Below are 7,539 nucleotides of genomic sequence, written 5' to 3'. Positions count from 1 at the left end.
CCCTAAAATCTCCTCGTCACGCACGAGGAGACGATGAAATATCTCTCGTGGCTGCTCAAGGCAGCCATTTTTTTTACGCTGTTCGCCTTCGCCCTGAATAACCAGCAGGAGGCGACGGTCTACTTTTTCTTCGGCACGCACTGGACCACCTCGCTCGTGCTGGTGGTGCTGAGCGCCTTCGCGCTGGGCATCGTGATCGGCGTGCTGGGCATGGTGCCGCGCTGGTGGATGCACCGCAGCGCTGCCCGCCGTGCGCGCCAGGCCATGCCGCCGGCCCCGCCCACAGCCAGCGCTGCGGCAGAACCCTCTCCTCCCATCACCCAGATTCCGCATGGACTTTGACATCGGGCTCGGCTGGATCCTGCTGGGTCTGCCGCTGGCCTTCGTGCTCGGCTGGTTCGCCTCGCGCTTCGACCTGCGCCAGCTCCGCCTGGAGAACCGGCAGGCGCCCAAGGCCTATTTCAAGGGCCTGAATTTCCTGCTCAACGAGCAGCAGGACCAGGCCATCGACGCCTTCATCGAGGCGGTGCAGAACGACCCGGACACCTCGGAGCTGCACTTCGCGCTCGGCAACCTGTTCCGCCGCCGCGGCGAATACGAGCGCGCCGTGCGCGTGCACCAGCACCTGCTGTCGCGCGGCGATCTGGTCCGCGCCGACCGGGAGCGGGCCCAGCACGCGCTGGCGCTCGACTACCTCAAGGCCGGCCTGCTCGACCGCGCGGAGGAAGCCCTGCGCCGGCTCGAAGGCACGCCCTTCGAGGAGCAGGCCCGCCTGGCGCTGCTGGCCATCTACGAGCGTTCACGCGACTGGCAGCAGGCCGCCGCCATCACCGAGCGGCTGACCGCCTCCGGCCAGGGCAACTTCAGCACCCGCCGCGCGCACTACCTGTGCGAACAGGCTTCGGCCCAGGCTGCGGCCGGGCAGATCGACGCCGCGCGCGCGCTGCTGGAGCAGGCCATGGCCGCGGCCCCCACGGCGCCGCGCCCGCGCATCGAACTCGCCAGCCTGCAACTCAAGGCACGCCAGCCGGAAGCGGCTTTCGACACCCTGCGCACCCTGGCCGACGTCTCCCCGGCCGCCCTGCCCCTGGTGGCGGCACAGTTCGCCGAAGCGGCCGTGGCCTGCGGGCGCACGGAGGCGGCCCAGGCGCTGCTGGCCGAGCGCCATGCCGAGGAGCCCTCCCTCGACGTGCTGGATGCCATCGTGGCGCTGCAGGGTGGCGCCGCCAGCGGCCCGGCGCGGGCCTGGTACGTGCGCCACCTGGAGCGCGAGCCGTCCCTGGTCGCCGCCACGAAGTGGCTGGCCGGCGAGACGCTGGAGCAGGAAGAGTTCCACCCGGTGGTGCAGCGCGCGCTCGAGCACGCCACCAAGCCCCTGACCCGCTATCGCTGCGCGGCCTGCGGCTTCGAGGCCAAGCAGCATTTCTGGCAATGCCCCGGCTGCCAGACCTGGGACAGCTACCCGCCGCGCCGCGTCGAGGAACTCTGACCTGCCACGAAAGGACTGCATGCTGAAGAAGATCCTGCTGCTTGCCGCGTCCTTGCTCCCGGCCCTGGGCGCCTGGGCCGCGGTCGACGTGAACCAGGCCCGCGCCATGGACCTCGACGGCCTCAAGGGCATAGGCCCGGCGACCTCGGGCCGCATCCTGCAGGAACGGGACAAGGGGCCGTTCAAGGACTGGGACGACTTCGTCGCCCGGGTCAAGGGCGTGGGCAAGGCCAGCGCTCGCCGCTTTTCGGACGAAGGCCTGAGAGTCAATGGCCAGCCCTATCCGCAGACGCAGGAGACCGCCGCGCCCCGGAAGTGAAGCGACCGCGGGCCCTTGCCCTGGACGGGAAAAGCCCCCGCAACACGCCCGGTGCGCAGCCGGAGCGCCAAGAGGCGCCCACTAGAATCTGCGGCGAATGCCCCAACTCCTCACGCTTGTCTTTCTCCCCCTGGCCGGCAGCCTGCTCGCGGCGCTGCTGCCGGCCAATGCACGCAACCGGGAATCGACACTGGCAGGCCTGATCGGCCTGGCGTGCACCGTCCAGACCGCGCTGTACTTTCCGCGCATTGCCAACGGCGGCGTGATCCGCCAGACCTTCTCCTGGATCCCGTCGCTCGGGCTCGAATTCTCGCTGCGCATGGACGGCTTCGCCTGGCTGTTCTGCATGCTGGTGCTGGGCATAGGCACGCTGGTGGTGCTGTACGCGCGCTACTACATGTCGCCGGCGGACCCGGTGCCGCGCTTCTTTTCCTTCTTCCTCGCCTTCATGGGCGCCATGGCCGGCGTGGTGCTCTCGGGCAACCTGATCCAGATCGCCTTCTTCTGGGAGCTGACCAGCCTGTTCTCCTTCCTGCTGATCGGCTACTGGCATCACCGCAAGGATGCGCGCCGCGGCGCGCGCATGGCGCTCACGGTCACCGGTGCCGGCGGCCTGTGCCTGCTGGCCGGCGTGCTGCTGCTGGGCCACATCGCGGGCAGCTACGACCTGGACGTGGTGCTGGCCTCGGGCGACGTGGTCCGCGCGCACCCGCTCTACCGCTGGACCCTGGTGCTGGTGCTGCTGGGCACGCTGACCAAGAGCGCGCAGTTCCCGTTCCAGTTCTGGCTGCCGCACGCCATGGCCGCTCCCACGCCGGTGTCGGCCTACCTGCACTCGGCCACCATGGTGAAGGCCGGCGTGTTCCTGATGGCGCGGCTGTGGCCGGTGCTCTCGGGCACGGACGAGTGGTTCTGGCTGGCCGGCGGCGCCGGCCTGTGCACGCTGCTGCTGGGCGCCTATGCGGCCATGTTCCAGAATGACCTGAAGGGCCTGCTGGCCTACTCGACCATCTCGCACCTGGGGCTGATCACGCTGCTGCTGGGCCTGAACAGCCCCATGGCGGCGGTGGCCGCCGTCTTCCACATCATGAACCACGCCACCTTCAAGGCGTCGCTGTTCATGGCCGCGGGCATCATAGACCACGAGACCGGCACGCGCGACATCCGCAGGCTCACCGGGCTGTTCCGCGCCATGCCGATCACCGGCACGCTGGCGCTGGTGGCCAGTGCGGCGATGGCCGGCGTGCCGCTGCTCAACGGCTTCCTGTCCAAGGAAATGTTCTTCGCCGAGACGACCTTCGTCAGCGCCTCGCGCTGGATCGAGATCGGCCTGCCGGTCGCCGCCACGGTGGCCGGCATCTTCAGCGTGGCCTATGCGCTGCGCTTCAGCTGGGGCGTGTTCTTCGGTCCGCGCGCCACCGATCTGCCGCGCGAGCCCCATGAGCCGCCGCACTGGATGCGTGTGCCGGTGGAACTGCTGGTGCTGGCCTGCCTGGTGGTGGGCATCGCGCCGCAGTTCTCGGTCGGCCGGGTGCTGGACGCCGCTGCCCTGCCCGTGGTCAACGGACAGTTGCCCGAGTACAGCCTGGCGGTGTGGCACGGCTTCAACCTGCCCTTCGTGATGAGCCTGGTGGCCCTCGCCGGCGGCGTGGTGGTCTACCTGGTGCTGCGCCGCCTGCTGGCCAGCGGGCGCGTCGGCCATCCGCCACTGGTCGGGCTGCTGGACGGGCAGCGCATCTTCCACGCCCTGCTGACGCTGCTGGGCCTGCTGGGCCGCCGGGGCCGGCGCCTGCTCGGCACGCGCAGCCTGCAGCCGCAGTTGCGCTGGCTGGTGGCAGCGGCCGTGCTGGCGGGCGCCGCCGCGCTCTGGGGCCGTGGCCTGTCGTTCGGCGAGCGCGCGCTGCTGCCGGTGTCGCCGGCCTTCCTGCTGCTATGGCTGATCGGTACCACCTGTGCCATCGGCGCCGCCTGGCAGGCCAAGTACCACCGGCTGGCGGCACTCACGCTGCTGGGGGGCGCCGGACTGGTCAGCTGCATCACCTTCATGTGGTTCTCGGCGCCGGATCTGGCGCTGACCCAGTTGACGGTCGAGGTGGTGACCACCGTGCTGGTGCTGCTCGGCCTGCGCTGGCTGCCGCGCCGCATCGAGGTGCCGCGCGCCTTCGCGCAGCGGCCGTTGCGGCAGCGGCTGCGGCGCATGCGCGACCTGCTGCTGGCGCTGGCGGCGGGCATCGGCATGGCGCTGCTGGCGCTGGCCATGATGTCGCGCGACTTCCCGCAGAGCATCTCGCCCTTCTTCCTCGAGCGTGCGCTGGACGAGGGCGGCGGCACCAACGTGGTGAACGTGATGCTGGTGGACTTCCGCGGCTTCGACACCTTCGGCGAGATCGTGGTGCTGGGTATCGTGGCGCTGACCGTCTACGCCCTGCTGCGCCGCTTCCGGCCCGCCGGCGAGACCCTGCAGTTGCCGCCGCAGCAGCGCAACCAGGCCGAGGGTACCGCCACCGACCTCATCAGCCCGCGCAACGCGGCCGATACCGCCGTGGGCTACCTGATGGTGCCGGCCGTGCTGGTGCGCCTGCTGTTCCCGCTGGCGGGCGTGGTCGCGGTCTACCTGTTCCTGCGCGGGCACAACCAGCCGGGCGGCGGCTTCGTGGCCGGGCTGGTGATGTCGGTGGCATTGCTGCTGCAATACATCGTGTCGGGCACCGAATGGGTGGAAGCGCATCTGCGCCTGCGGCCGCGGCACTGGATCGCCATCGGCATCCTGGCGGCGGTGGCCACGGGCGCGGGCTCGTGGTTCTGGGGCTACCCCTTCATGACGACGCATACCGCCCACCTGCACCTGCCCTTGCTGGGCGACATGCACATCGCCAGCGCGCTCTTCTTCGACATCGGCGTGTTCACGCTGGTGGTGGGCGCCACGCTGCTGATCCTGACCGCCATCGCCCACCAGTCCGTGCGCGCGCACCGCTATTCCGCGCGCGAGGACGAGGAAGAGAGCGTCCAGCTTGCCGGCACCGCCGACCACCGTGGAGAACCGTCCTGATGGAAATCGTGCTGGCCATCGCCATCGGCGTGCTCACCTCCTCCGGCGTCTGGCTGCTGCTGCGGCCGCGCACCTTCCAGGTCATCATGGGGCTGTCGCTGATCGCCTATGCGGTGAACCTGTTCATGTTCGGCATGGGCCGGCTTTCCATCGACCGCGAGCCGGTGCTGCTGCGCAACCTGCCGGCCACCCTGCAGCACTATGACGACCCGCTGCCGCAGGCGCTGGTGCTGACCGCCATCGTCATCGGCTTTGCCATGACCGCGCTGTTCCTGGTGGTGATGATGGCGCTGCGCGGCCTGTCGGGCTCCGATCACGTGGATGGCACCGAGGCCCTCGGCAACGACCTGCCGCCCGCGGGCGAGCTGGAGGACGGCCGATGACCGCGTGGCTGATGCCCCACCTGCTGTTGGCGCCGATCCTGCTGCCGCTGGTCACCGGGGCGCTGATGCTGCTGCTGGGCGAGGAGCAGCGGCGCCTCAAGGTCGGCCTGAACCTGGCCTCCACCGCGCTCTGGTTCGCCATTGCCATCGCCCTGCTGCGCTGGGTCGATGGCCAGGGCCAGGCCGGCCAGGCCGCCGTGGGCATCTACCTGCCCGGCAACTGGCAGGCGCCGTTCGGCATCGTGCTGGCGATCGACCGGCTGTCGGCGCTGATGCTGGCGCTCGCCGGGCTGGTGGCCTGCGCCTCCGTACTGTTCGCCGCGGCGCGCTGGCACCGCGCCGGGGTGCACTTCCACCCGCTGTTCCAGTTCCAGTTGATGGGGCTGGCCGGCGCCTTCCTGACGGCCGACCTGTTCAACCTGTTCGTGTTCTTCGAGATCATGCTGGCGGCCTCCTACGGGCTGCTGCTGCACGGCTCGGGCCGCATCCGGGTGCAGGCCAGCCTGCACTACATCGCCATCAACCTGGGCGCTTCCTCGCTGTTCCTGATCGGCGTGTCCATGCTCTACGGCGTGACCGGCACGCTCAACATGGCCGACCTGGCGCTGCGCATACCGCAGGTGGCGGCAGCCGACCGCGGCCTGCTGCACGCGGCGGCCGGCATCCTGGCGGTGGCCTTCCTCGCCAAGGCCGCGATCTGGCCGCTCAACTTCTGGCTGGTGCCGGCCTACGGCGCGGCCACGGCGCCGGTGGGCGCGCTGTTCGCCATCATGAGCAAGGTCGGCCTGTACACCCTGCTGCGGCTGTGGACGCTGCTGTTCTCCGCCGATGCCGGCGCCTCGGCCTTCTTCGGCGGCCACTGGCTGATCGCGGGCGGCATGCTGACCCTGGTGTTCGGCGCGATCGGCATGCTCGCGTCGCAGAAGCTCGGCAATCTGGCCGGCTACAGCGTGGTGGTGTCCTCCGGCACGCTGCTGGCGGCGTTTGGCTTCGGCCAGGCCGCGCTGACGGCCGGGGCGCTGTACTACCTGCTGTCCTCCACGCTGGCGGCCAGCGCCCTGTTCCTGGTGGTGGACCTGATCGAGCGCTGGCGCAACGACGGCGCCACCTTCGCGCCGCACGAGCGCAGTGACCATGCCCCGTTCCTCGGGCCCGACCTCAAGCCGCTGGTGGGCATCAACCTCGACGAGGAGCAGCAGGTGCTGATCGGCAGGGCCATCCCCGCGGCGATCGCCTTCCTGGGCCTGGCCTTCATGGGCTGCGCGGTGCTGGCGGCGGGGCTGCCGCCGCTGTCGGGCTTCATCGGCAAGATGGCCATGCTGTCGGCGCTGCTCAACCCGCTCGGGCTCGACCGCGGCATCACGGACGTCGCCGGCGTGCCGGGCATTTCCAGCACGCCCGGCCCCGCGCAATGGACGCTGCTGGCGCTGGTGCTGGGCTCGGGCCTGCTGAGCCTGGTCGCCATGAGCCGCGCCGGCATCCGCCACTTCTGGGCCGCGCAGGGGCGTGGCGTGCCGACGCTGCGCATTGCGGAAGGGGTGCCGGTGGGAGCCTTGCTGCTGGGCTGCATTCTGCTGACGGTATTCGGCGGCCGGGCACTACGCTACACGCAGGACACGGCCGATGCGCTGCGGCAGCCGCAGGCCTATCTGCAGGCGGTCATGCAGGCACGGCCGGTGCCCAACCCGGTCAGGCAGGCGGCGCCATGATCCGGCGGCTCGTCCCCCACCCGTTGCTGTCGGCCGCGCTGTTCGGCCTCTGGCTGCTGCTGGTGCAGTCGCTGGCGCCGCCATCGCTGCTGATGGCGCTGCTGGCCGCCATTGCCGGCCCCTTGCTGACCGACAGCCTGCGCCCCGCGCCGGTGCGCATGCGCCGGCCCTGGACCGCCTGCCGGCTGATGGCCAGGGTGCTGGCCGACGCCCTGCGCTCGAACCTGCACGTGGCGCGGCTGCTGCTGACGCGGCGCTCGAACGACATCCCCTCGGCCTTCGTGCGCGTGCCGCTGGAGTTGCGCGACCCCAATGCGCTGGCGGTGCTGGCGCTGATCCTCTGCGCCACGCCGGGCACCACCTGGGCCGAGCTGGCACTGGACCGCAGCGTGCTGCTGCTGCATGTGTTCGACGCGCGCGATCCGGGCCAGGTGGTGGCCGATATCAAGCAGCGCTACGAGCGCCCGCTCATGGAGATCTTCGAATGAGCCCCTTCCTCGCCTGGTCCCTGTGGACCGCCATGGGCTGCCTGGCGCTGGCCATGGGCTGCTGCCTGCTGCGCATGCTGCGCGGGCCGACGGCCCAGGACC

At 70.5% G+C, this 7,539-nt stretch carries 7 protein-coding genes; all 7 read left to right on the top strand.

Features of this window, described 5'->3' with window-relative positions; all coding sequences use genetic code 11:
- The first annotated feature begins 33 nt into the window (after positions 1–33).
- Positions 34–342, top strand: coding sequence for a LapA family protein (locus JHD63_RS20960; RefSeq protein WP_198972739.1), 309 nt, complete (start codon positions 34–36; stop codon positions 340–342).
- The gene (gene lapB / locus JHD63_RS20955) at positions 332–1,489 is read left to right on the top strand and encodes a lipopolysaccharide assembly protein LapB (protein WP_198972738.1); all 1,158 of its coding nucleotides are present in this window, start codon (positions 332–334) and stop codon (positions 1,487–1,489) included. The genes JHD63_RS20960 and lapB overlap by 11 nt, the downstream gene beginning before the upstream one ends.
- Before the next feature lie 19 nt (positions 1,490–1,508).
- Positions 1,509–1,808: a ComEA family DNA-binding protein gene (locus tag JHD63_RS20950; protein WP_198972737.1), complete on the top strand. Its 300-nt coding sequence runs from the start codon at positions 1,509–1,511 to the stop codon at positions 1,806–1,808.
- Between the two features lie 97 nt (positions 1,809–1,905).
- On the top strand, positions 1,906–4,857 hold the full coding sequence (locus tag JHD63_RS20945; RefSeq protein ID WP_198972736.1) for a monovalent cation/H+ antiporter subunit A: 2,952 nt from the start codon (positions 1,906–1,908) through the stop codon (positions 4,855–4,857).
- Positions 4,857–5,240: a Na+/H+ antiporter subunit C gene (locus JHD63_RS20940; protein ID WP_198972735.1), complete on the top strand. Its 384-nt coding sequence runs from the start codon at positions 4,857–4,859 to the stop codon at positions 5,238–5,240. Before JHD63_RS20945 ends, JHD63_RS20940 begins: the two co-directional genes overlap by 1 nt.
- Positions 5,237–6,949 (top strand): monovalent cation/H+ antiporter subunit D, encoded by a 1,713-nt coding sequence (locus tag JHD63_RS20935; protein WP_233168507.1) that lies wholly within the window; start codon positions 5,237–5,239, stop codon positions 6,947–6,949. The genes JHD63_RS20940 and JHD63_RS20935 overlap by 4 nt, the downstream gene beginning before the upstream one ends.
- Positions 6,946–7,437, top strand: a complete 492-nt coding sequence (locus tag JHD63_RS20930) for a Na+/H+ antiporter subunit E (protein WP_233168506.1) — start codon at positions 6,946–6,948, stop codon at positions 7,435–7,437. Before JHD63_RS20935 ends, JHD63_RS20930 begins: the two co-directional genes overlap by 4 nt.
- Positions 7,438–7,539: the final 102 nt, after the last annotated feature.

The sequence above is a fragment of the Xylophilus sp. ASV27 genome (genome assembly GCF_016428875.1).
In the GTDB taxonomy this organism is placed as follows: domain Bacteria; phylum Pseudomonadota; class Gammaproteobacteria; order Burkholderiales; family Burkholderiaceae_C; genus Xylophilus.
This window is presented reverse-complemented; position numbering and strand designations above follow the sequence as displayed.

Excerpts from the sequence above, each read along its gene's own strand:
- JHD63_RS20960 (WP_198972739.1), top strand. The coding sequence starts at position 34 with ATGAAATATCTCTCGTGGCTGCTCAAGGCAGCCATTTTTTTTACGCTG.
- lapB (WP_198972738.1), top strand. The coding sequence starts at position 332 with ATGGACTTTGACATCGGGCTCGGCTGGATCCTGCTGGGTCTGCCGCTG.
- JHD63_RS20950 (WP_198972737.1), top strand. The coding sequence starts at position 1,509 with ATGCTGAAGAAGATCCTGCTGCTTGCCGCGTCCTTGCTCCCGGCCCTG.
- JHD63_RS20945 (WP_198972736.1), top strand. The coding sequence starts at position 1,906 with ATGCCCCAACTCCTCACGCTTGTCTTTCTCCCCCTGGCCGGCAGCCTG.
- JHD63_RS20940 (WP_198972735.1), top strand. The coding sequence starts at position 4,857 with ATGGAAATCGTGCTGGCCATCGCCATCGGCGTGCTCACCTCCTCCGGC.
- JHD63_RS20935 (WP_233168507.1), top strand. The coding sequence starts at position 5,237 with ATGACCGCGTGGCTGATGCCCCACCTGCTGTTGGCGCCGATCCTGCTG.
- JHD63_RS20930 (WP_233168506.1), top strand. The coding sequence starts at position 6,946 with ATGATCCGGCGGCTCGTCCCCCACCCGTTGCTGTCGGCCGCGCTGTTC.